Annotated in this window: 19 protein-coding genes and 1 pseudogene; 17 read left to right on the top strand and 3 right to left on the bottom strand. The window is 32.6% G+C overall.

Annotated elements, in window-relative coordinates:
* The first annotated feature begins 36 nt into the window (after positions 1–36).
* From F3I00_RS05295 to F3I00_RS05270, 6 genes are all read left to right on the top strand, one after another.
* A complete protein-coding gene (locus F3I00_RS05295) occupies positions 37–831 on the top strand; it encodes a helix-turn-helix domain-containing protein (RefSeq protein ID WP_113533195.1) in 795 nt (264 codons plus the stop codon).
* 94 nt (positions 832–925) lie between these two features.
* Entirely contained in the window at positions 926–2,041 is a 1,116-nt protein-coding gene (locus F3I00_RS05290; RefSeq protein WP_020807346.1) for an ABC transporter permease, read from the top strand.
* Complete coding sequence (locus F3I00_RS05285) at positions 2,038–3,285, top strand: tellurium resistance protein TerC (protein ID WP_159311024.1); 1,248 nt, start codon at positions 2,038–2,040, stop codon at positions 3,283–3,285. The genes F3I00_RS05290 and F3I00_RS05285 overlap by 4 nt, the downstream gene beginning before the upstream one ends.
* 6 nt (positions 3,286–3,291) lie before the next feature.
* Positions 3,292–4,161 carry an ATP-binding cassette domain-containing protein gene (locus tag F3I00_RS05280; RefSeq protein WP_020807348.1) on the top strand — a complete coding sequence of 290 codons (870 nt, stop codon included), beginning with the start codon at positions 3,292–3,294 and terminating at the stop codon, positions 4,159–4,161.
* A 26-nt stretch (positions 4,162–4,187) separates the two neighbouring features.
* Complete coding sequence (locus F3I00_RS05275; protein ID WP_020807349.1) at positions 4,188–4,664, top strand: aldo/keto reductase; 477 nt, start codon at positions 4,188–4,190, stop codon at positions 4,662–4,664.
* The gene (locus F3I00_RS05270; RefSeq protein WP_065169824.1) at positions 4,633–5,508 is read left to right on the top strand and encodes an aldo/keto reductase; all 876 of its coding nucleotides are present in this window, start codon (positions 4,633–4,635) and stop codon (positions 5,506–5,508) included. The genes F3I00_RS05275 and F3I00_RS05270 overlap by 32 nt, the downstream gene beginning before the upstream one ends.
* 46 nt (positions 5,509–5,554) lie before the next feature.
* Here the strand turns inward: F3I00_RS05270 and F3I00_RS05265 are convergent, their stop codons facing one another.
* The gene (locus F3I00_RS05265) at positions 5,555–6,205 is read right to left on the bottom strand and encodes an endonuclease III domain-containing protein (protein WP_020807351.1); all 651 of its coding nucleotides are present in this window, start codon (positions 6,203–6,205) and stop codon (positions 5,555–5,557) included.
* Positions 6,206–6,333: 128 nt separating this feature from the next.
* Here F3I00_RS05265 and F3I00_RS05260 point away from each other — a divergent pair, with 128 nt between their 5' ends.
* Positions 6,334–6,948: a sugar O-acetyltransferase gene (locus F3I00_RS05260; protein ID WP_020807352.1), complete on the top strand. Its 615-nt coding sequence runs from the start codon at positions 6,334–6,336 to the stop codon at positions 6,946–6,948.
* Between the two features lie 102 nt (positions 6,949–7,050).
* Here F3I00_RS05260 and plsY read toward each other — a convergent pair whose 3' ends face one another.
* Positions 7,051–7,710, bottom strand: coding sequence for a glycerol-3-phosphate 1-O-acyltransferase PlsY (gene plsY / locus F3I00_RS05255; RefSeq protein WP_020807353.1), 660 nt, complete (start codon positions 7,708–7,710; stop codon positions 7,051–7,053).
* Positions 7,711–7,809: 99 nt separating this feature from the next.
* On the opposite strand from plsY, the gene parE reads away from it, so the two are divergent.
* From parE to F3I00_RS05205, 10 genes and pseudogenes are all read left to right on the top strand, one after another.
* A complete protein-coding gene (gene parE / locus F3I00_RS05250) occupies positions 7,810–9,768 on the top strand; it encodes a DNA topoisomerase IV subunit B (protein ID WP_020807354.1) in 1,959 nt (652 codons plus the stop codon).
* Between the two features lie 16 nt (positions 9,769–9,784).
* Positions 9,785–12,265, top strand: a complete 2,481-nt coding sequence (gene parC / locus F3I00_RS05245; protein WP_065169741.1) for a DNA topoisomerase IV subunit A — start codon at positions 9,785–9,787, stop codon at positions 12,263–12,265.
* A 236-nt stretch (positions 12,266–12,501) separates the two neighbouring features.
* A pseudogene (locus tag F3I00_RS05240) lies at positions 12,502–13,454 on the top strand (LysR family transcriptional regulator).
* A gap of 119 nt (positions 13,455–13,573) precedes the next feature.
* Positions 13,574–14,509 carry a manganese-dependent inorganic pyrophosphatase gene (locus tag F3I00_RS05235; protein WP_003647301.1) on the top strand — a complete coding sequence of 312 codons (936 nt, stop codon included), beginning with the start codon at positions 13,574–13,576 and terminating at the stop codon, positions 14,507–14,509.
* 73 nt (positions 14,510–14,582) lie between these two features.
* Positions 14,583–16,376, top strand: coding sequence for a DNA helicase RecQ (recQ, locus tag F3I00_RS05230; RefSeq protein WP_159311023.1), 1,794 nt, complete (start codon positions 14,583–14,585; stop codon positions 16,374–16,376).
* 62 nt (positions 16,377–16,438) lie between these two features.
* On the top strand, positions 16,439–17,026 hold the full coding sequence (locus tag F3I00_RS05225) for a peptidylprolyl isomerase (RefSeq protein WP_020807357.1): 588 nt from the start codon (positions 16,439–16,441) through the stop codon (positions 17,024–17,026).
* A 67-nt stretch (positions 17,027–17,093) separates the two neighbouring features.
* Entirely contained in the window at positions 17,094–17,792 is a 699-nt protein-coding gene (locus F3I00_RS05220) for a YoaK family protein (protein WP_003647298.1), read from the top strand.
* 1,223 nt (positions 17,793–19,015) lie between these two features.
* Entirely contained in the window at positions 19,016–20,065 is a 1,050-nt protein-coding gene (locus F3I00_RS05215; protein WP_024273054.1) for an IS30-like element ISLga1 family transposase, read from the top strand.
* Positions 20,066–20,349: 284 nt separating this feature from the next.
* Positions 20,350–21,420, top strand: coding sequence for a tyrosine recombinase XerS (gene xerS, locus F3I00_RS05210; protein ID WP_020807359.1), 1,071 nt, complete (start codon positions 20,350–20,352; stop codon positions 21,418–21,420).
* A 68-nt stretch (positions 21,421–21,488) separates the two neighbouring features.
* Complete coding sequence (locus tag F3I00_RS05205) at positions 21,489–22,373, top strand: LysR family transcriptional regulator (protein WP_020807360.1); 885 nt, start codon at positions 21,489–21,491, stop codon at positions 22,371–22,373.
* A 69-nt stretch (positions 22,374–22,442) separates the two neighbouring features.
* Here the strand turns inward: F3I00_RS05205 and F3I00_RS05200 are convergent, their stop codons facing one another.
* On the bottom strand, positions 22,443–23,534 hold the full coding sequence (locus F3I00_RS05200) for a hypothetical protein (protein WP_020807361.1): 1,092 nt from the start codon (positions 23,532–23,534) through the stop codon (positions 22,443–22,445).
* Positions 23,535–23,562 lie beyond the last annotated feature (28 nt).

Genomic DNA, 23,562 nt, shown 5'->3' with positions numbered 1-23,562 from the left:
TAAACATGTCAATCTAAATACGAGGAAGTGAAAACTATGGAAATTGGCACGATGCTAAGAAATAAGCGAAAAATGTTAGGACTAACGCAAGATCAGTTTATTCACGGAATCATTAGTAAATCTTTTTATTCTAAAGTTGAACGAGGATTAAATGAAATTAGCGCAAAGGACTTGTTTGCGATTTTAGAAGCAAATAATATTAACCTAAATGATTTCATAAATAATGCAGGTTCTACTAGTAAAAGCGATAGATTAAAAGTGGAAATTTTAGTTGCTTTTAATAATAAAAATAAACATGAGGTACAAGAATTAAATAAAAAAATACAAGTATCAAATTGTGATCAAACAATCAAACTATCTTCACTTTTGATCAACGCTATATTAAATAATCAATTAGATAAAATAAGTTTAAATACTCGTAATGAAATAAAAAGAAAATTATTTAATGTAGAAAAATGGTGGAATAACGTTTACACGCTTCAGTTGTTTTGTAATTCAATGCTTATTTTTAGTTTTGACGATTTAACCTTTTATATGCAGCAACTCACAAAGCAAAAGAATATAAATTCTTTGTCCTTTGATGTACAACGGTTGATTGGTTCTATCTGTATAAATTATTTCCATAACTGCTATAAAAATCATCAAACTGATTGTGCCAAATGGGGCTATCAGATAATTGATAGTTTAGCTAAACTTCCTGATTTAGCCATTTATAGGATTATTAAAAACTATTATCAAAATTTTTTTACTGGTAATCAAAAAGAAGCTAGTAAAATCATAGACTTTTTTAAAGATTATGATCTTAAAGAGATATACACGGTCTTACCTTAACTTATGCTTAAGTGTTTCAAATATGAAACATTTAAGCATTTTTTTATTTTCCATTCATACTAATACTTAAAATAAATTTTAAGAAGTGTTACAGATGAACCCAACATATCTCAAATCAAACCTATTAATTGGTTTAAAGTCTAAGAAAAATCAACTTCTCATTATACTACTCGTGCTGTTTATTATCTTTTCTTTATTTATAGTTGAAAAACAAAAGATAGGAGACGGAGCAAAAAGCTGGGAGAATTATGGTCAGTCTCTTCAAGCAAATGCAAATTATTTTGATAGCGAAATGCTAAAAAGACCGACTTATAAAAGCACATATGACAACTTAAACAAGCAGTCACAAGAGCTAGCTAGTCTACAAAATAGTCAAGTTTTTGTAGATCCTGTTCAATATCTGACTAGTTATCGCAACTTATTAAATACTATGCAAGCTGGTTATCACAACCACTACGCAGGCGCTAAAACTTTAAACGTACCATCACAATTCTTTATCAAGCAAGAATTGAATAAAACAGATTACCTAATTAAGCATAAAATTCCAATTTTTATGAATAATGAAAGTTCTGCGACATATCTAATTTATATTTTGTCGGTTTTAGGAACTATTATATTTTTTTATCTTTCTTTTATTTCAAGTGATAGTTGGATTATTAATTTACGACATCAGTCTATCTTAAAAAATATTCCTTATCGTTTTAAAGATGAAGTATTTGGAAAAATTATTATTAATTCTACATTAGTTTTTTTGCCGCTTTTATTAGGGATAATACTAGCATATATATTTGCCGGTTTACGTCATGGGTTTGTTACTTTAAATTATCCAGTGATTTTTTATACTACTAGTATATTAGCTATTCCTCTATGGCTATATTGCTTTTTATTTTTAGTATATCTTTCAGGCCTAATAATCTTTACTACTAGTTTGAGCCTATTTTTAAATCAGTTAACTAAAAATGTTTATTTAACGATTTTTATTGAAGTTATTCTTTATGCCTTATTGTTTTTACCTAAGGCTACTCTAAAATGGCTAGTATTTTTGCCTTTTCCATACCTAAATTTAACTGATTTACTAAATGGCAATTTGGCCAATAAACTAAATTTAAATAGCATTAATTTATTAACAGGATATTGCGTTTTATTAATATGGTCGATATTTTTACTTATCTTATTTCAATATTTGGCAGCAGGGAGGAAAAAGCAATGAAGAAGCAGTATTTTTCATTTCAATTAAAACGTTTTTTCACAAACCCTAAAAATATTGGCTTATTTGCTTTAACTTTTATCTTTTCTCTATATTTTGGATTAGTTAGCGTGCCCAATCGTCAATTAATTGAAAAGGTTGATCCCTATGCCATTAACGGAGAGTATCGTAGATATACATTATTCTTAAATAAAGCAACAACTAAAATAAAGGAAATGCAAGAATCTAAGAATACTCATGAAGTACCTAATGAGGGATATGTTAATGCAATCAAAACGTATCCAGATATTTTAAATTTTGATAAGCATCGAATTAATGGAATTAAGGCAAACAACTGGAAAGAATATGTAATTTATTCAAGTAAGTGGTACAAATACGTTGATCACTTGATTTTTGTAGATGAAAATCAGCAGTTCTTATATCCCTCTCAGTACTATCAGAATGATAATTACCGTGAAGATGGACACTTTGCTTATCAACGAACAGCTCATTTTTATGATGCACTAGCTAAAAGCAAACAGCCACTAACTAAAAATATTGTTGAAGAGAAAACGACTTTACAAATATTACAAAATTCTATTTCTGGTTGGACAACATTAATTCTAATTATTTTTGTAGTTCTTTTTGCAGCTGATATCGTAACTAATGATTGCAAATACTATTCAGTGTTGAAAGATATCCCATTAAGCAAAAATACTATTCTCTGGATTAAAACTGGGGTAGTTGAAATAGGTGTACTTTTCAACTACTTACTAGCTTTTATCGTGGTCACTTTGTGTACTGCACCTCGATATGGTTTTGGTTCATTTAAGCTAAGGACAACGTTTTATACTGGAAGACTATATTTTATTCAGCCCTTTAAATATCCAACGCTTGGTAATTACTTTATTCAGTTTGGAACATTTGCTATTTTAATTGTTTTTCTATTTATTAGACTTACTATTTTACTTTCAATTATTTTTAAAAGTGAATATGTAGCCGAATTATTAGCAAGCGTCTTTGCAGTAAGTGGGAAAGTTCTATATTTCTCTTTAGGTATGGGATTTGTCTACCCAATTTTACAAAGTTTACCAATGACTTATTTTACTATTGGAGAAAGCTTGTCCGGAAATTTGTCCTATCTAATGGATTCACCAGGATGGGGATTTAATTCCGGTATAGTTCCACTAATGTTGTCAATTGTAATTATTGAAATTTTTATGTTAATTATTAGTAGGTCAAAGAGAATTAAACTGATAAGGAGATGAGATTAAATGCTTGAATTAAAAAATATTAAATTATCATTTGGGAATCATATAGTCTTAGATAATTTAAATTATAGTTTTCAAAGTGGTAAGATTTATGGATTAGTTGCACCAAATGGCACAGGAAAATCTACTTTAATGAATGTCATCTTAAATAATTTGAAACCGCAGAATGGATATATTGCGTACGATAATTTGCAATACAAGAATGAGAAGACAATTGTTAGATTACACAAAAAAATTTGTGCTTTTCCTGATCAAAGTGACTTATTTCCTTTTATGACTGGTAAAGATCATTTAAAACTCTATGCTAATTTATGGAAAAATAATCCTGAAAGTATTGAAAAGATTATTTCTACTCTTAAAATGGAAAGCTACGTCAGTCGAAAAGTTGAAACTTATTCATTAGGAATGAAACAACGTTTATGCTTTGCAATGGTAGTGGCAGCCAACACTCCAGTGATGCTTTTAGATGAAGTTATGAATGGCCTTGATCAACAGAACGTCCAATTAATTTCACAAGTTTTATTGGATTTGCGGTCGCAAAACAAGCTAATAATTATGGCATCCCACTTATTGCAAAATCTCCAACAATATGCGGACCAAGTCTTATTTTTAAAAGATGGGAAGATAATTGAAGACTTTAATAACAAGGCAGAAACTGAGCGGTACTTAGAATTTAAGAGTTCGGCTCTACTTACTGATATTCTGAACAATGTTGAAGTTCAAACTTTACCAAATAAAACTAGTCTTATAGCAATTGATAATATAAATCAAGAAACATTTAATCAAATAACGAATTATTTGATTAAAAATAATATTTCATTTTCAGTTACGAAAATGTCTTTAGAAAATCTATTTAATAAATTCTATGGTTAATTTATAGCTCCTTAGCTAGTGGTCGATTGGCACATCCATTTGGTACGCAAACTATTAGAAGAAAACAAGATCTTTTTTCAGAAAAAGATAAGTATGGTAAAACTGTCGATATTGATCGCCCAATTATTGATGAAGTGGAAAAAATAGCTCAAAATCACAATACTTCAATGGCAACAATTGCCCTAGCATGGCTTAAAACTAAGGTTACTGCTCCGATTGTTGGGGCTACAAAGGCACACCACTTAGATGTCTTAGAAGAAGCTATCAAGATTAATTTAAGTAAAGACGAAGTCCACACACGCGAGGCGCTATATAAAGCGCATGACCTAGAAGGCGTGATGGATGATAACCGTAATCGTGAACATAATTGGACTCAGTATTTAATTAATGACTCTGAAAATAGTCTTATTTATTTTATTTATTACTTTTCTAGCACTAAAATGAAGTTGTTAGAAAAAGGAGGACTATACTATGACAGAAGTTCCAACAATTACATTAAATGATGGTAATAAAATGCCTCAGTTAGGTTTAGGCGTGTTTAGAATTCCGGACCATGAAAAAGCAAGACAAACAGTAGAAATGGCTTTAGCAAATGGGTATAGAATGATTGATACTGCTGAGGCATATGACAACCAAATTGCAGTCGGTGAAGCTATTGCTGAGAGTGCTGTTAATAGAGATGACATCTTTTTAACTACTAAGATTTGGGTTTCAAATATGTCGTATGAAAAGGCTACAAGGGCAATTGATCATGACTTAAAAGAATTAGGTACTGATTACATCGATTTGGTATTACTTCACCAACCCTATGGCGATACTTTTGGTGCTTGGGATGCTTTAGCAGCCGCTAAGCGCGCAGGTAAAATTCGCTCAATTGGTTTATCAAATTTTTATCCTGATCAATATATGAACTTGGAATTAGCTCATGAAGACAAGCCAGCAATTAATCAAATTGAAATTAGTCCTTGGTTCCAGCAAACTAATGATGTTAAGTTCTTCCAAGGAAGAGACGTAGCAGTTGAGGCTTGGGCACAATTTGCAAATGGTAAGCACGACATTTTCAATAATAAAGTTTTGAAAGAAATTGCTGAGAATCATCATAAAACTGTTGGACAAGTTATCTTACGTTGGTTAACTCAAAAGAGCATCGTAGTTATTCCCAAGGCTGTTCATGATGAACATCAAAAAGAGAATATTAATATCTTTGACTTTAAACTAACACAAGATGAAATGGCAAAGATTAAGGAACTAGACAAGGGCGAAAGTCAATTCTTCGACCACCGTGATCCAGCTGCTATTGATAACATCTTTGGTGAAAGTTTGAGACAACTTCGTGATTCAGAATAATTAGGTCAATCTAATACAAAAGAGGCTAGCTTAGTACTAGTCTCTTTTACTTTTCAATTATTAATTGATAACCATTCAAAAAAGTATTTTCAAAATCTTTTGGAAGTTTATATTGCTGGTTAAATATAACAATCATCGCATGAAAATTCTGATAATTACGCAGTGTAAAATGATCGACATTAGCTTCAACTAAATCTTTTGCCTTTTGATAAGAAACTGGAAGTTGGTAATCTAAACAATTAAATAATCGTCTAGCATATTTATCAACGACGAACTCGCCTTTCTGAATACCATACATTAAGATTACATCTGCTGTTTCTGGACCAATTCCTTTAATGCTAAGCAGTTCAGAACGTAACTGGTCTTTAGATAATTGGCGACATTTATCTAGGTCAAAATCATATTTCTGAAAGTAGGTTGCCAATCTTTTCAGAGTGGCAGCTTTTCTAGTATAGAAGCCAGCAGAAGCAATGGCCTTTTCTAATTTATCATCGGGCATCTTTAAGATGTTCTCTGGCCAAAAATTAGTGGCTTGGTACAGAGTTGCTAAGGCCTTATCAACATTTTTCCAATTAGTATTTTGAATCAAAATTGTTGACCAAATTACTTGCCAGTCGCTTCTCCCAGGCCACCAGCCATTAGGATCTAAGTGGTCGTACATTAAGTCATAGAGTTCATTCAAATTGATCTTTTTCATTATTATTCCTCCACTAACTAATTAATTATCATAATCTTAAGCATTCAATTTAACAAAAATATGATATTTTAGGTACTAATAGATAAAATAAAAAGATAAAGATAAAGATAAGAAACTAGGTTTTGATAATGGAAGAAAATACTAAAAAAATGCTCGCCGGTTTACCATATCGTCCAGACACTGAGGAGTTAAGCAGAATTTCAACGAAAGCTCATCGTTTAAGTAGGGACTATAATCAAACCGCCGATGAAGATAAAGAAGTTAGAAAAGCAATTATTGATGAATTATTTCCAGATCATGAAACAGGAGTGTATTTACAAGGACCAATTAAGGTTGACTATGGAAAATTTACTAAACTAGGTAAGAATTTTTATGCCAATTTTAACCTAACTATTTTAGATACTTGTCCTGTAACGATTGGTGATAATGTAATGTGTGGTCCAAATACTTCATTAGTAACTCCACTTCATTCCTTATTGCCTGAGCAACGTAATGCACGTCTTCAAAAAGATGGGAAAATTGCTGATATCGAATATGGTGCTCCAATTACAATTGGCGATAACTGTTGGCTAGCAAGTAACGTGACTGTCTGTCCGGGCGTAACTATTGGTAAGAACTGTGTTATCGGAGCAGGGAGCGTAGTAACTAAAAATATTCCTGATAATTCACTTGTTTTAGGAGTTCCAGGTCGGGTAGTAAGAAAAATCACCGAAAAAGATCGCTTAGATAATTATCCTTACTAAAAATTTGCTATAGAATCGCCTTGCGAACATTTGTTTGAATGAAGTATAATAACTATGAAAAAAGACTGTTAAAGCATTAACTTTAGCAGTCTTTTGTTCTTACTATTTATTTATTTTAGATTTACTATTGAGTAATCCATGGGATTTTTTATACCAATACCATAATCCAAAAGGAACAATATTTTCTTCATGATTGATTAATCGTTTAATATTAGAACGGTGTCTTACAAACAATAAGACCATCATGATTCCAGTAATAATAGTCAGAAAGATATCATGAAACCAGAAAGAACAAATAAAAATTATCACTATTGAAACTAAACTAGATAAACTTACGTATGAAGTAATAAAGAGCATTGGTAAAAAAACTACTGCACATAGTCCAAAGAATTTTAGATTGTAGCCTAGGAATACACCCGCACTAGTTGCTACCGCTTTTCCTCCCTTGAATTTTAGAAAGATTGAGAAAGTATGACCTAAAATAGCGCAGGCACCGGCAATTAATAATAAATACTTTGGTCCCTTTAAATGGAAAATTAAAGGCAAATCGGTAGCAAGTGTTCCTTTTAATACATCAATAACTAAAACCGCACTTCCAGCTATCGGTCCCATTACTCTGAATGAATTAGTTGTTCCAATGTTTCCTGATCCAAAATTTCTTATATCTTCATGAAAAAATATTTTTCCGACTAACACACCTGTAGGAAAGGACCCAATTAAGTATGCTAAAATAAAAACTAGTAAATAATTCAACGTAGACATTTAATTTTCAACCCCATTTAAAATCTAAAGCTATTTTAACAGAGATTATAATAGCTGTGGGATTGATTTTGATTGTCTGTTAAAAATGGAGGCATTTATTTGGCTAAAACAAATAAAACGACCAGTTCATATGATGATTCTTCGATCCAGATTCTTCATGGACTAGAGGCAGTAAGAAAACGTCCAGGAATGTATATCGGTTCAACTGATCGACATGGTCTAAATCAACTAGTTTACGAAATCGTTGATAACTCAGTTGATGAAGCAATGGCTGGTTATGGTAAAGAAATTAACGTAACTATTCATAAAGATAATTCGGTTACAGTTCAGGACTTTGGACGTGGAATGCCAACCGGAATGCATGCATCAGGAATTCCAACAATTGAGGTTATTCTGACTGTTTTGCACGCAGGTGGTAAGTTTACTGAGAAAAATTATCAAACCTCTGGAGGCTTGCACGGTGTCGGCTCTTCTGTCGTAAACGCATTATCTTCTTATCTAAAGGTTAGAGTCGTTAGAGACGGACAGGCTTATGAAGAAGAATTTGAAAATGGTGGACATCCGATTGGCACTCTTAAGCATTTGGGTAAAACTAAAGATAAGAATGGTACCACGATTACTTTTAAACCAGATGCGACTATCTTTTCAACTACTACCTATAATTATGAAACTATTCAAGAACGAATTCGTGAATCAGCATTTCTTTTAAAGGGTGTTAAATTTACTTTAACCGATGAACGCGAACCCGAACATCATGATGAATTTCTCTATGAAGATGGAATTAAGTCATTTGTATCTTACTTAAATGAAGATAAAGATACGATGGGAGATGTATTCTACTTTTCTGGTCAGCAAAATGGCATTGAGGTAGAATTCGCTGGTCAGTATAACGATGGGTACTCAGAAAACTTTGTTTCATTTGTAAACAATGTTCGTACTGCTGATGGTGGTAGTCATGAGGCAGGTGCAAGAAGTGGATTTACTAAAGCTTTTAATGATTATGCTAAAAAGCAGGGCTTGTTAAAAAATAAAGATAAGGGTCTAGAAGGTAGTGATTACCGTGAAGGCCTAAGTGCAGTCTTATCTGTTAAGATCCCTGAAGAATTATTAGAGTTTGAAGGACAGACCAAGGGTAAATTAGGTACTCCACAAGCAAGAAGTGTTGTTGATAGCATTGTTTACGAGCAACTTTCTTATTACTTAATGGAAAATGGAGAATTTGCCCAAAGTTTAGTTCAAAAAGCTCAAAAGGCTAGGGATGCGCGTGAAGCTGCTAAAAAGGCCAGAGATGAAAGTCGAAGCGGCAAAAAGAGACGAAAGAAAGAAATTCTTTCTGGAAAATTAACCCCTGCTCAATCACGTAATCCTAAGAAAAATGAATTATTCCTAGTCGAGGGTGACTCAGCTGGAGGATCTGCAAAACAAGGCCGAGATCGAAAATTTCAAGCAATCTTACCATTGCGTGGTAAAGTATTGAATACACAAAAAGCTAAATTACAAGATATCTTTAAGAATGAAGAAATTAACACTATGATTCATACTATTGGAGCTGGCGTTGGTTCTGATTTTCAAATTAAAGATGCTAATTACGATAAAATCATCATCATGACAGATGCGGATACTGATGGTGCTCATATTCAAATTTTGTTGTTAACCTTCTTTTACAGATATATGCGTCCAATGGTTGAAGCAGGGCGCGTTTATATCGCACTTCCACCACTTTACAAGCTTCAAAAGGGAAACGGTGCAAAGGCTAAGATCAAATATGCTTGGACTGATGAAGAACTAAGTGAAGACTCTAAAGATATGGGTAAAGGATTTGCTTTACAGCGGTTTAAAGGTTTAGGTGAAATGAACGCTGATCAGTTATGGGAAACTACCATGAATCCTGAAACTCGTACTTTAATTAGAGTTAAGATTGATGATGCACAACTTGCTGAAAAGCGTGTGACAACCTTGATGGGAGATAAGGTTGCTCCGAGAAGAAAATGGATCGACGAAAATGTTAAATTCCGCATGGGCGAAGATGGTTCAATTCTAGAAACAAGTAGAGATTAAGAGGTTAGATTTTTAAATGGTAAAAACTACTGAAAGAATTAGGGAATTACCTCTTGAAGAAGTTATGGGAGAAAGATTTGGACGATATTCAAAATATATTATCCAAGAACGTGCTCTTCCTGACATTCGAGATGGTTTGAAACCTGTTCAACGTCGTATTCTTTATGCAATGTATAAAGATAATAATACATATGACAAACCTTATAAAAAAGCTGCTAAGGCTGTCGGAAATGTAATGGGTAACTTTCACCCTCATGGAGATAGTTCTATTTATGGTGCGCTAGTTCACTTATCTCAAGACTGGAAGATGCGTGAACCCTTGATCGAGATGCACGGTAATAATGGATCGATGGATGGGGATGGTCCAGCAGCAATGCGTTATACGGAATCTCGTTTAAGTAAAATTTCTAATTTGCTTTTACAGGATATTGATAAAGAAACAGTTCAAATGATTTTGAACTTTGATGACACAGAATATGAACCAACTGTCCTACCTGCGCATTTTCCTAATTTATTAGTTAATGGTTCAACTGGAATTTCAGCTGGATATGCGACAGAAATTCCGCCACATAACCTAGCTGAAGTTATTGACGCAGCTGTTTATCTCTTGAAACATCCCGATGCCACCACAGATGATTTAATGGAATTTGTCAAAGGACCAGATTTTCCAACTGGTGGTATTGTACTTGGAACAAAAGGCATTAAGGAAGCTTATGAAACTGGTCGTGGAAGAATACAAGTTCGCTCTAAGACCACTATTCAAGATATTAAGGGACACCGTCAACAAATCGTAGTTACTGAAGTTCCTTTTGGCGTCAACAAGGCGATGATGGTCAAGAAAATTGATGAAATCCGTTTAAATAAGGAAATTGATGGAATTTCCGAAGTAAGAGACGAGACTGACCGTCATGGACTTTCAATCGTTATTGAATTAAAAAAGGGTGCAGACAGTCAAAATATTTTGAACTATCTTTTTAAGAACACTGATTTGCAAGTTTCATATAACTTCAATATGGTTGCAATTGACCGTATGACTCCCGTTCAAGTTGGCTTGAAACGAATTTTATCTTCATATTTAACCCATAAAAAAGAGGTTGTTACTAAAAGAACTGAATTTGATTTAAAAAAGGCAAAGCAGCGACTAGAAATCGTTGAAGGTTTGATTCATGCGCTGGATATTTTAGATCAAGTTATTAAGACAATTAGATCTTCTAAAGATAAAAAGGATGCTAAAAATAATTTAATTGCTAAATATGAATTTACTCCTAATCAAGCAGAAGCTATTGTTTCTTTGCAACTGTACCGTTTAACTAATACTGATGTTAACCAACTTAAGAAAGAACAAACAGAACTAAATAAAAAGATTGACAAATTCAATAAAATTTTAAGCGACAATAAAGTTCTAGAAAAAGTTGTAGTTAAAGAATTAAACGCGGTCAAAAAAGAATTTGGTTCTCCAAGAAGAACTGAAATCACAGCTAAAGCGGCTAAAATTGAAATTAACGAAAAAGCTTTAGTTGCCGATGAAGACGTTCGTGTATTAGTAAGTAAAGATGGCTACTTAAAACGCTCATCCATTCGTTCCTTCCAGTCGACTGACACAAGTGATAATGGATTACCTGATGGCGATAAGGTTATTTTTGAAAAGACAATGTCAACCTTAGATAACCTTTATATTTTCACCAATAAAGGAAACCTTATTTATCGACCAGTCCATGAATTAATAGAAACAAAGTGGAAAGAAACTGGTCAACACCTTTCTCAAGAAATCGGACTTGATAATGACGAAGAAATCATTCGAGTATTTGAAATTAATGACTTAAAAGCAAGTTTGAACTTTTTAATTGCCACAAACGATGGCTATATTAAACAAGTTACCTTAGCTGATTTGCAGCCAACTAGAACTTATAAATCTCGTGCGATCACTGCAATTAAGCTTAAGAGTAAAGACAGTAAAGTCGTAAGAATTGATCAAGTTAAACCAGATAGTAAGCAAGAAATCACCTTAATAACTAATCAAGCATATGCAGTCAGATTTGATATTAGCGAAATTCCTACTTCGGGTTCTAAAGCAGTAGGGGTTAAATCCGTTAACCTTAAAGACAATGATTATATCGTAAATTATGTTCTTGCCGATCCTAAATATGTTGACTTGATTCATATTGGGATTATTACTCAACGTGGGGCATTTAAGCAGCTAAAACTTAACTTAATAAACAAGGTAACTCGTGCTAAACGAGGTGTATTAGTACTACGTGAACTTAAAACTAAACCTCATCGAATCATGGCAATTAGTAGCTACGGCGAGAATCATATCTTGCATTTAACTACTTCTAGTGATCGTCATATCGAATTAAATACATCTGAATTTCCATTAGGTGATCGATATTCAAATGGTTCATTTGTTTTAGATCCAATGACAGATGGAACACCAATTTCATTAACGCTAGGTCAACCATTACCAGACGGAAGAGATAGAACAGAAGACTTATTTTAAATGAAAGCTAAGAATAGCATTTTAAAGCTACTCTTAGCTTTTTTATTAAGATAAATAATTATAGAAAAATAGCTTATATTTTATGTAAATATTTTCATTATCTAGATACAGGTGTTATGATAAAAAGTGTAGGATGAATAATAGGCTTTATAAAAGGCTATCAGAAAATAATTGTATGTATTTTAAATTTATATCAATTAGATGTTATTCCAGATTTATATAAGAGGCATTCAATCATGAAAACAAATACTGATGCAGTTCTATCTGCGAAATCTTTACGTTACTTTCTTCAATTAATTGATAACATGAGTTACACTCAAGCAGCTCAAATCTTAGGAATAACCCAACCTGCATTAACTCAACAAATTAAGAAATTGGAACGTGCAGTTGGATCTCCCTTATTTGGTCAAATGGGGAAAAAGCTCTATTTAACTGATGCTGGTCTAAAAATGGAGGAAACAGCCAAGGCACTATTTTCAACAGTTAATAATGCCGTTGATAGTATCCAGCAATATACAAAATCAGATACTGGGACTATTTCATTAGGTGTATTGTCCACTATTGAAGCTAGGGTTATCGATCAATTTCTAATTGAATTTAACCAGAAATATCCAGAGATAACCTTACATGTCGGCTTTTACAATAGAACAGAGCTTTGGGACAAATTAGATAATAATCAATTAGACTTAGCAGTTCTTTATATGCCAGATCACAATGCTACTGTAAAAACATGAAGCAATATATGGCTAAACAAATTTATCCAGAATCAGTAGTATTTTTAACTCATAATCCAGAAACGAAATTTTATAAGTTAGCACAACATAAGTGGGTAACTTACCCTAAGGATTACTACTTGCCTCAAATTGTGCGTCGATTTTATGCTACTGAATTTCCAAATAATGAGTTGCTAACTCCAGTTACTTTTACTGCTCCTTATCAACTAATAAAATTTGCGGAACAAACTGATTACGACACTTATGTTTCAAAGAGCTTCTATAAGGCTCACAAGGCTCAAATCACGCTCTCTCCATTAGAGCCAAAGCATGAAACAAACTTTGAAAGTTGCTTTATTTATCGTAAAAACAAGAGTGAGATACCTCGATTAGTTAATTTCTTAAAAGAATGGGATAAATTTATTAATGAAAAAGATTATGATAGTCGATTAGAAGAGGTTAAAGTTAATATCTAGTTTTAGAAGCATTGTTTTTATAACTAAAAGCAATGCTTTTTAGTGCGGGATTGATTTGCTTAAGTTCAAATTTTAATCTAAAATATTAAGTAGATATAATTTTAAAGGAGCTCTATATAATGGCAAAAGAATTGATTTTTGGTCACCAAAATCCTGATACAGATGCAATCGGAACTGCAATTGCATACTCATACTTACAAAATAAATTAGGTTACGATACTGAAGCAGTAGCTTTGGGCGAAGCTAACGATGAAACTAAGTATGCCTTGAATAAATTCGGTTTTACTGCACCTCGTGTAATTAAAACTGCTTCAAACGAAGTTGATGCAGTTATGCTTGTTGACCACAATGAACCTCAACAAAGTGTTTCTGACATTGATAAAGTTAAAGTGACTCACGTAGTAGATCACCACCGTATCATGAACTTTAATACCGCTGATCCTTTATACTACCGTGCAGCTCCAGTTGGTTGTACAAGTACAATTATGTGGCAAATGTACAACGAAAAAGAAATTGAAATTCCACAAGATATTGCTGGAATTATGCTCTCAGCTATTATTTCAGATACTTTATTATTAAAATCACCAACTACTACAGATCAAGACAAAGAAGCTGTAGAAGCTTTAGCCAACATTGCTGGTGTTAACTACAAAGAATATGGTCTTAAAATGCTAAAAGCTGGTACCAATATTGCTGATAAGTCAGAAGAAGACTTAATCGATTTAGACGCTAAGAGCTTTGAATTAAATGGCAGCAACGTTCGTGTAGCACAAATTAATGTTGTTGACTTGCCAGAGGCTTTAGAACGTAAAGAAGCTTTCTTAAAGGCTATGGATGAAGCTTCAAAGAGTGAAGGCTACGATATGTTCATGCTTTTGATTACTAATATTCTTGATTCAGATTCAGAAGCTTTAGTAGTAGGTAGTGATGAATCAAAAGCTAAGTTTGAAAAGGCATTTAATACTAAATTGTCAGATTCAGAAGTTAAGTTACCAGGTGTTGTTTCAAGAAAGAAGCAAGTTGTTCCTCCATTAACTAATGCTTTTGAAGCTTAAGTTATTATTTAGTTCAATTTTAGAAAAGACAGGTATGATCCTTCATACTTGTTTTTTTATTTAATTAGGAAAAATGAAATCATTACAAGTATTAAAAGATGTATTTGGCTACACAACATTTCGCCCAGGACAAGAAAAAGTTATTGATTTAGTTCTTAAAGGAGAAAATGTTCTAGCAGTAATGCCAACTGGTGCAGGAAAATCAATGTGCTATCAAATTCCCGCCTTAGTTAATACTGGTTTGACTTTAGTAATTTCTCCCTTAATTTCGCTAATGAAAGACCAAATTGATTCCTTAAAGCAAAATGGTATTAATGCGGCAGCCCTAAATTCGGCGACTCCTCAAGAAGAAGTAAATCCAATTTTAAGACAAGCATATGAAGGCAAAATAAAGCTTCTGTATGTGACTCCTGAGCGATTAGCAATGGATTATTTTCGCTATCAGCTAAACTTCTTAGATATTTCATTAGTAGCAGTCGATGAAGCACATTGTATTTCACAGTGGGGACATGATTTTCGACCAGCGTATCGCCAAATAATGGATGGCGTCAAATCAATTAAGAGTAATCCGAATATTTTGGCCTTAACTGCAACTGCCACACCCTCAGTTCAAAAAGACATAGCAGAACAATTGCAGATACCTAATAAAAATTATGTTATTACTTCATTTGCAAGGCCAAATCTAAGTTTCAAGGTAGTGGATAATCCTAAAAATACTAACTTGTATCTTTTAGACTATATTAAAAAGCACCCTAATGAATCTGGAATTATATATGCCAGTACAAGAAAACATGTTGAAGAATTAACTGACTATTTAGCTCAAAATGGTATTCTAACAGCTAGTTACCATGCTGGTCTTTCTAATGAAGAGAGATCAGATGTACAAGATGCTTTTCAATTCGATAAAGTACAAGTGATAGTTGCTACTAATGCTTTTGGAATGGGGATTGACAAAAGAAATGTGCGCTTTGTAATTCATGCTAACAGTACGCCAAACTTAGAATCGTATTATCAAGAAGCTGGCAGAGCAGGTAGAGACGGTGAGCGTTGCGAGGGTATCCTGATCTATCATCCTAAAGATATCCGGCTCTATCGTTGGTTTATTGAACAATCTGATTTAGCTGATGAATATCAAAAAATACAGTATCAAAAACTAGCTATGATTACTAAATATGTTAATACCACAGAGTGTTTACAACAGTTTATTGTCAGTTATTTTGGACAAAGGTGTGATCCCTGTGGTAAGTGTTCTAATTGTTTAGGAAGCTTTATTGAAAAAGACATTACGTCAGAAAGTAAAAGCATTATTGCAACTATTTATGAATTGGATGGTCGTTTTGGCAAGACTGTAGTTGCTGATGTAGTTTCAGGAGCAAATGATCAACGCATGAGAGAAATTGATGCAGCTCATTTAAGGCATTATGGCAGTTTAAAGATTGGAAAGAGTAGGGTCATAAACTTAATAAACTATCTAATTAGCCATAATTATTTACAACTGACTGATAGTCAATATCCAGTAGTTCATGTGACTAACTTAGGATGGGACGTTTTAGATAATAAAAAGCGTGTAACTCAAAAGATTTCTAAAAAAATAGAAAAATTAAGTCAAACCTATAATCAAATTCCGAAAGAAGAGAATGACTTATTTGTTCGCTTAAAAGAAGTTCGTTTAGATTTAGCTAAAAAACAGGGGATACCAGCTTTTTATATCTTTTCAGATAAGTCTTTAAGAGAAATGGCACTGCAAAAACCTAAGACAAAAGCAGAATTTTTAAATATTTCAGGAGTAGGTCAAGCTAAGCTTAAATCCTATGGTCAAATTATGCTAGCTGCAATCAAAAATTACTTGAAAGAAGACGCAGACTAATGAAGTGTAGTTAAATAAAGTGTAAAATAAATTAGAATAGTATAAAATTCAGGAGGATTAGCATGGAATATCCACAATTAGACCTAGAAAATGCAAAAGGTCCAAAAGCCTTAATTCAAACAAATCATGGAGATATTAAAATTCAATTATTTGAAAAAGAAGCTCCAATGACTGTTGAAAATTTTGTCCGTTTAGCTAAAAAAGGCTATTATGATGGCACTACTTTTCATCGAGTAATTAGTGATTTCATGATCCAGGGCGGTGATCCAAAGGGTGACGGTACTGGTGGTGAAAGTATTTGGGGACATCCTTTTGAAGATGAATTTTCAAACAAATTATTCAATGTACGTGGTGCGCTTTCCATGGCTAATTCTGGGCCTAATACAAATGGCAGCCAATTCTTTATTGTTCAAAATAAAAACGTACCTAAACGCATGATTAAAGAAATGGATGCTGCAGGTTATCCTAAAGAATTAGTTAAGGCATACAAGCAAGGTGGAACACCATGGCTTGATGGTCGCCATACTGTTTTTGGTCAAGTGATCAAAGGTATGGATGTTGTTGATGAAATTGCAAAGGTTCCACGTGACAAAGCAAATGATAAGCCAAAAGAAGATGTGATTATTAAGAGTATTCATATTGAAGATTAAACAAATTAAACATGGTCTAAATTGATCATGTTTTTAATTTGTTTTCACTATAACTTGGAGGTTAATCGTGGGTATATTTTCAGATGAAAAATATCGTCCATCTGAATCGCGTATTTTAGCTACTGCATTGACTTTTTCTGCGGGATTTATTGATGCTTACACTTATATTCAACGGGGACATACTTTATCTGCTGGACAGACAGGGAACGTCATCTTCTTTGCGTCAGCATTTGCTGACCATAATATTGCAGGTATGTTAAACAGGGCAACAACGTTTATTGCTTTTACCTTAGGATTACTACTTGTTGGACTTTTTCATAAGTATGTAAAAAGTAATTATTGGCGTGTATTTTGTTTATTTCCAATTCTATTTATTTGCTTGGGCGTTGGTTTCGTTCCTAAAAACGTACCAAATTATTATGTAGTTCCGGTAATTGCGTTTGGTTTAGCGGTTCAGAATGCATCATTTAGTAAAATTGAAGGTATGGGATATAATAATGCATTTACAACTGGCAACTTAAAAAAATCTGTAGTTGCTTGGAGCGCATATTTCTTTGGTGAAGATAAGTCACAACATAACGCAGCTGTTAACTATATGTTCTTGGTTATTGCATTTGCACTTGGTGCAATTGTATCAGCATTGCTCCAAAAGATCTTTGTTTTAAAAACTATTTGGTTTGCTGTTTTACTTTTAGGAGCAATTAATATCGTTTATACGATCTCTTTAAATAAAAGAAAAAAACTATCTTTTTCTAAAAATGAATAATTAATAGAGAAACTTTGAGAATGATAAAACTCAAAGTTTTTTTTACTTATAAAAGAGAGTAGCTTAGTTCATCTTGACTATACTTCGCGTAATATATATTATGTAAAGTAGAACATAAAAATATATCATATTTGTAATTAATCACAATCAACAGCCCAACCATCAATCAACTAATTATCTACTATTTATCAAAAGTTACTTTTTAAAAATCATTTTTAAATCTACTAGCATTTCAATTAGAATACATTAATCTTTTTACAGTCAGAAATTTTCTTAGCCTCTATTTCATTTATTAATCAGCTGAAAATACTAAGCTAAAGATTTTTATCAATTAATCAGATTAGATTATTTCTTTAGTGTTGAGATGACGATTCTACGCCTTTTAAAATGGTTCTTGATTAATAGTTGTTAAGTTGTTAGCTATAAGAACTCATAAATTACTGGATGCGAAACTTTTTTGTTCATGATACATTTCTTTTATCTAAATCCAGTAAGCTTTTAATTAGATCATGTTAGTTCGGATATGCTAGATACTAAGTTGAATATTTCTTAAAATTATTATGAAACATTCAAAATAAAAGGTAAAAAGAGATAAAGCATAATCATAGTAAACCTGGTCATAATAATTTTTATCTATCAATTGTTATTGCGGGTATTTTAATTTATTTTCTTATTAAAATTAAAGTCTAGAATTATCAATATATACGTAATGGTCTTTCATTAAAACAATAATTTTAATGAAAGGCATAAGAGACTCTCCCGAAACATCAATGTTTTGCTGATAATTAATGCTTACAAATTACATTTAATTATTATAAAATTCTATTTTTACCTTTAAAATTACACTTGATTAGTGTCTTATCGGTGTCTTCAAAATACTAAGAACAAAACCTCCTCATACATACCAAAAAGCTGTAAGTTTCAGCAAAAAATTCCTGTGAATTAGTTTAATGTTTAATTAGAAATTATATCCCGCTCTCCTCTAATTAAATCCAAACATTTATACAGCCTTAACGCCTCAGTTAGTAAATATATAGCTCATAAATACTACTTTCAATCAAATTTTAAATATATAATCAACCCCTTAATTATCGTGAAATTAGCAAAATTAATTTAAACGTTGATTGTAAAATCAAATTGAACACTTTAGAAAAATAAAAAGTCCATTCGGACCTGTTTGATAGAATGTTAATAACCACAAAAACTTTCTATTGGAGGTCAAAATGGACTCTTTACATTCTACCATGAACCAGCACGTTAAAGGAAAGCATTTATCATTTGAAGAGCGAGTTATTATTCAATTGCGTTTGAAAGATGGCTGCTCTTTGCGTGCAATTGCTCGTGAACTCAACTGTTCTCCTTCTACTATCAGTTATGAGATTAAACGTGGCACTGTAAAACTGTATCATGGTAAAGTCAAAAGATACAAGGCTACTCAAGGACATGATGTATATCAAGCTCATCGTAAAAATTGTGGGCGCAAATCAGACTTTCTCAAAAAAACTCAATTTATTCACTATGTCCACAAACATTTCTTTAAAGACGGTTGGTCGCTTGATGTTTGCAGTAATCGTGCCACTGCTGCTGGCGAATTCTCTAGCAGCGATGTTGTCTGCACCAAAACTCTTTATAATTACGTTGATAAGGGCTTATTAGGCATTTATAATTACGACTTGCCTGAGAAGCTTAAACGCAATACCAAGCTTCATCGTGTTCGCAAAAACAAGAAAAAGCTTGGCAGAAGTATTGAAGAACGTCCAAAAGAAATTAGTGAACGTAATGAATTCGGTCATTGGGAATGCGATTTGGTTCTTGGACATAAGACTAAAGATGATGAAGTGCTGTTAACCTTATCTGAGCGCATGAGTCGTGAATTCTTAATTATTCGTATTCCCGACAAGACTTCTATCAGTGTCATGCAAGCCTTTAAAGAACTCCAAAGACAATACAGTGAACACTGGAATGATATTTTTAAAACTATTACCACTGATAATGGTTCAGAATTTGCGGATCTGTCCAACCTAGAAGAAGCATCCAATACACTGGTTTACTATGCCCATCCTTACACTTCTTGTGATAAGGGAACAGTTGAAAGACACAATGGTCTTATTCGCAGATTCATTCCTAAAGGAGAAGCAATAGCTAACTATTCTTTACAAAATATCATTGATATTGAAACCTGGTGCAACTCATTGCCAAGAAAGATCTTAGCTTATCATACACCAGATGAAATCTTTGAAAGAGAATTAGATCGAATCTATCAAGCAGCTTAACCAAAAGTGTTCAATTTATTATTGCAATTTACGAAATTAATTTAAAGTAACTTTTCAGTTCATCAATTATTAAATTACCTTAGAATTTTCGCATTCCAATTTTAGTTATGTTCCTCCTAGCAATCTATAAATTAACTTCTACATTTTCAGGTTATTATTTATCTAATTTCTTCTTACTTATGGATACTCTCCCCCCTCTCCTACTTAGAAAAGATTAGGGGACAAGACTAAATTGCTTAAATAAGATATAATATATACAAACCTATGTTCGAGGAGACTATAAATTGGAAACTAACAAATATTTATCCTTAATTAAACAAGAGTTGGCGAATATGCCTGATTTTGTAAAAGAATATAATCTTGGCACCACTCATTCATTAACTACAACATACCAATATTTAACAGAAATTCGTCGCTTTTTTGATTGGTTGAGACAAAATAAATTATCTACAGCTTCTTCCAATAAAGAAATTGAACTAGTGACACTAGAAGACATGCAACGAAATGATGTTATGCTTTATATTCATCATCTTAAACACACCAAAAACCAACAAGGACGATTAAACTCACCTACTACAATTAATCGATCAATTAATGCCCTGCGTTCTTTATATAAATTCTTAACAATTACCTCAGACAATAATCATGGAGAACCATACTTTGATCGTAATGTCATGTTAAAAATTAATTCGTTGAATGATACTAAGACATTGAATTACCGAGCTCATGTTCTAGAATCTCATATGTACATGGGTGATTTAAAATATCAATTTTTAGATTTTATTGAAAATGAATACGAGCATAAATGTAATAAACAGTCTCTACCTTCTTTCAAAAAAAATCATGAACGTGACATAGCTATTATTGCACTGATTTTAGGTACAGGAATTAGAGTTTCAGAATGTGTTAGTGTGAATGTTCGTAATATTAACTTAAAAGATGAAATGCTTGATGTGATTAGAAAAGGTGGTCAAAAAGATAGTGTCCCGATTGCTGACTGGACTATTCCTTATTTAAAAAAATATCAAGAAATACGTGCCGATCGCTACCATGCAGATAGAGATGATATAGCCTTCTTTTTAACCAGATGGCATGGAGAAACCAGAAGAATGACTGCAAATGCTGTTGAAAAGATGGTCAATAAATATTCTGCTGCTTTTGGAAAACCTCTAACACCGCATAAATTACGCCATACTTTGGCCAGTGAGCTGTACGAAGTAACTAAAGATCAAGTTCTCGTAGCACAACAATTAGGTCAAAAAGGAACTACGGCAACTGACTTGTATACTCACGTAGATCAAAAAAAGCAAAAAGCTGCTCTCAATAAGATCAATAGACATAAGAATCAAGATTAATTTAAGTATAGTACTATTTTAATTATAATAAATATGATAGTTTATATTAAAAATGAGAGGTATCACTTATGGAGTTAAGAGTTTTAAGATACTTTCTGGCAGTTTGCGAAGAAAAAAATATATCAAAAGCTGCTAATTCTCTTCATATTAGTCAGCCATCCTTGTCAAGACAGTTAAAAAATCTAGAAGAAGAACTTGGTGTAACCTTGTTTTACCGCGGACATCAAGAAATTACGTTAACTCAGGAAGGCTATTATCTTCAAGAACATGCTGAAGAAATTATTTCTTTAGCTAATAAGACACAACAAAATTTAAAACATTCTAAAATCATTTCTGGTGAATTATATATTGGAGCTGGAGAAAGTATTGCAATTAAGCGTGTAATGGATATTGTAAATAATATTGTTAAAAATTACCCTCAAGTAAAAATTCATGTTTTTAATGGGAATTCTTCTATGATCGAAGGGAAAATTGAGCGTGGTATTTTAGACTTTGGAATTACAATGGGACAATATGACACGACTCAAAACTTTAATAGCCTTACGCTTCCTGAAAATAATGAATATGGAATAATTGTAAGTAAAGATCATCCTCTTGCCAAGCAACCATATATTGTCCCTGAAGACCTTCAGAAATATCCACTTATTATTTCTAAGCATACAGCTGATTCTGATAACTTTAGAGATTGGTGTACTGATCCGCAAAAATTAAATATCGTAGCCACATTTAATTTACCTGATAATCTGCAATATCTAGTAGAAAAAGGACTATATTGCCTACTAATTTATAAAGATTTACTTCAACTTTCTCCGGAGAGTAACCTTTGTTTTATTCCACTTCAACCCAAAATAATTGATCACAATCGGTTAATTTGGAATTCACGAGTTCAACTATCAAACGTTGCGCGTTTATTTCTTAAATTATTACGTAATTCTATAAAAAATGAAAAATAAGTTTAGTCCAGTAAAAAAAGCTTTGAAATTCCAAATTGGATTTTTCAAAGCTTTTTAAATTATCTATTTCTAATGACTCTGACCTGATGCAGGCTGCTGATTATTTTGATTTTGCCCTTGTTGATTATTAGTATTTGTATTATTGTTTTGCGACTGTTGGTTAGATTCTTTATTGTCTGCTGACTGGCTTGTTGCGTTACTTTGGTTTTGTGAATCTTGCTTAGCATCATTATGCTCTTCAGATTTACTACTTTGTGATGAACTAGATTGCTGACTACTTGAGCTTGAACTTGATTGACTAGATTGAGAAGAATGTGAGTTTTCTGAATCTATATTGATATCAAAACTATCATCAGCTTTTGGATGGTACACTCTGTGGCTCTTCTTGGTAGAGGACTTCGATTTTAATGCATTAGGTGTACTTACTTTAATAGCATTGATTTCTGAATACGTACCCTCTTGCGAGATATTATAACCAGCATAAGCAAAACGCAAATAAAATGAAAAACTAGTCAAAACTAGGTGTCCACTTTTTTCTTTTAAAGTATATTCAACTTTTAGTTGCTTAAGTGCACCTTCGTTATCAAGACCTGAAGCATTACCCTTAAGCTTTTTAATTAGCTTCTTGTGGGTTTCATTCCAGAAACGTAAACTACTTCCGCTATAGCTAACACGATAAACAGAGCCAGATTTTTTCAGTTTCATATCATTCTTAATTGCTTTACTTCCACTTAAGATAATAGCTGGATCAAACTGACTGACTACCTTGTTAGGCGTCATTGTAGATGAAGCCTTCCATTTTGGACTTCCGGTATTATCCCACATCTTCTGATATACCTTATCTCCATTTAGCCACATAGAAGTCTTATCTACTTTAGCTTGTGCTTTAAGCGGGTCATTTTGATATTTGCCTGACCAAGTTCTAGTAGCCTCAATTCCAGGTGAATTCTTTACTTTAAATTTGTAACTCTTAAAATCAGTATTTAATGCTTCAGCAATAATTTCTTTATCACTACTATTACTTGTAGCTGAGTTAACAGTTGCGGGAGTTGAATTTTTGATAGCGCTCGTATTCATTGCTAAAATCACTTGAAAGACTATTACTAACGTAAATCCTACCCCTGCGACTAAGCCTAAAATTTTTAAAAATTTATTTTTCATTAATTTAGTTCACTCTCACTTTAGTTTT

The organism is Lactobacillus sp. JM1 (genome assembly GCF_009834385.1).
Taxonomy (GTDB): Bacteria; Bacillota; Bacilli; order Lactobacillales; family Lactobacillaceae; genus Lactobacillus; species Lactobacillus paragasseri.
The sequence above is the reverse complement of the archived record's forward strand: the minus strand, read 5'-3'. Positions and strand labels throughout refer to the sequence as shown.